2 protein-coding genes are annotated in these 2,213 nt (G+C 63.8%); both read left to right on the top strand.

Annotation, left to right across the window (positions count from 1 at the left end):
* The coding region (metG, locus tag DBR10_RS13500) for a methionine--tRNA ligase (protein ID WP_108556424.1) at positions 1 to 1,543 on the top strand (1,543 nt) is incomplete at its 5' end.
* 32 nt (positions 1,544 to 1,575) lie between these two features.
* Positions 1,576 to 2,213, top strand: a 638-nt coding sequence (locus DBR10_RS13505) for an MFS transporter (protein ID WP_146187847.1), incomplete at its 3' end; no start/stop codon positions are given.

Here is a 2,213-nt window from a genome sequence, read left to right on the forward strand (position 1 = left end):
GGCGGCGGCCGCCGCCGGCCAGGATGTCGAGACCTATTGTGCCGAGCAGCACATTCTTCAGCGCGACGTCGCAGCGGCGTTTGGCCTGTCCTGGGACTGGTTCGGCCGTTCATCGTCGCCGCAGAACCGCAAGCTGACCCAGCACTTCGCCGAGGTGCTGGAAGCCAACGGCCTGATCGAGGAACGCGTCGACCAGATGGTCTATTCCATCGACGACAAGCGCTTCCTGCCTGACCGTTATATCGAGGGTACCTGCCCGCACTGCGGTTTCGACAAGGCGCGTGGCGACCAGTGTGATAACTGCGGGAACCTGCTGGATCCGACCGACCTAAAGGACGCCTATTCGGTGATCTCGGGCTCGCGGAACCTGGAGGTGCGCGACACCCGCCACCTCTACCTTCTGCAGACCAAGATGGCCGACAGGATCCGGGCCTGGGTCGACACCCATGGCGACTGGCCGATTCTGGCCAAGTCGATCGCCTACAAGTTCCTGGATGAAGGCCTGATCGACCGCGGCATCACCCGCGACCTCGCCTGGGGCGTGCCGGTGGTGAAAGACGGCGCGCCGCGTCCGGGCATGGAAGGCAAGGTCTTCTACGTCTGGTTCGACGCCCCCATCGAATACATCGCTGCCACCCAGGAATGGGCCGAGGCCGAGGCAGGGCGTGACTGGCAACGCTGGTGGCGCACCGACGCCGGTGCCGATGACGTCCGCTATGTCGAGTTCATGGGCAAGGACAACGTCGCCTTCCACACCGTCAGCTTCCCGGCCACCATCCTGGGCTCGGAAGAGCCGTGGAAGAGCGTCGACATGCTCAAGGCCTTCAACTGGCTCAACTGGTATGGCGGCAAGTTCTCGACCAGCAACAAGCGCGGCGTGTTCATGGATGCAGCGCTGGAGATCCTGCCGCCGGATTTCTGGCGCTGGTACCTGACCTCCAACGCGCCCGAGAGCTCGGATACCGCCTTCACCTGGGAGATGTTCGCCAGCTCGGTGAACCGCGACCTGGCCGATGTGCTGGGTAATTTCATCAACCGCATCCTGAAGTTCACCGAGGGCAAGTTCGACGGCGTCGTGCCCGGGGGCGGTGAGCCTGGGCCACTGGAAGAAAAGCTCTTCGCGGACGTTTCGGCTCGACTGGCCGATCTGACCGAGCAGATGGACGCGATCGAGGTTCGCAAGAGTGCCCAGGCCCTTCGGGCTCTTTGGGTGGTCGGCAATGAGTACTTGCAGGAAGCCGCCCCCTGGACCGCGATCAAGACGGACCGTGACCGAGCGGCTGTCATTGTCCGGACCGCGCTTAGTCTGGCCGCGCTCTATTCGAAGATCTCGGCTCCGTTCATTCCTTTCGCCGCTGAAGAGATCGCCAAGGCGTTTTCGCTGGCGACACCTGCAGCCTGGCCGTCGAGCAATGCGTCGATCGAACTGACCTCCTTGCCGGCGGGGCTCTCCGTGCGGGCGCCTGAAGTCCTGTTCAAGAAGATCGATGACGACCAGATTGCTGAATGGACGGCCAGGTTCGGCGGAGCGGAGCAGGCATGAGGCCCGTGAGGAACAGGGTATCCTAGGCCACGATGTCCAGCCTCGTCCGCCTCAGCCTGTTCTATGCCGCTGCCTATATCGGCACAGGGGTGAGTCTGCCCTATATCGCGACCTATCTTCGGTCGCGTGGCATGAGCGGGGCCGAGATCGGTATAATTCTCGCCATCCCGATGCTGGCCAGGCCCTTCACCGGGCCGGTCCTGGCGGTCTGGGCTGACGGGTTCACCCTGAGGCGGACACCGATGGTGCTGCTCGGCCTTGGAGCGGCCCTAGGCTACGCCGGCCTTCTGGTCGCCCCTGGTTTTCTGGGTCTGGCCCTGGCCTGGTTGATCGCGGCGACCCTGATCTCGACGGTCTCGCCACTGGTGGATGTGATCACGCTTCGGCGCGCAAGGACCGAGGGGTTCAATTACGGCATTCCACGAGGCATGGGGTCCAGCGCCTTTATCGTCGCAAATCTGATTATGGGCGTGGTGCTGATCCGCTTCTCGCCGTCGGTAATCGCGGTCTGGATTGCCGTCGCCGCCGTTCTCTCGGCGCTCGCCGCCGGTATTCTGGTGCCGCCGGAACGGGTTCACGCCATCGGGGACAAACCGGATCGCGCGCAGCGATGGAAGGGCCTTGGGGCACTGCTGCGTGATCGTACCTTTTGCCTGGCCGTCGCGACGGC

It is taken from the genome of Caulobacter sp. HMWF025, from assembly GCF_003060965.1.
In the GTDB taxonomy this organism is placed as follows: domain Bacteria; phylum Pseudomonadota; class Alphaproteobacteria; order Caulobacterales; family Caulobacteraceae; genus Caulobacter.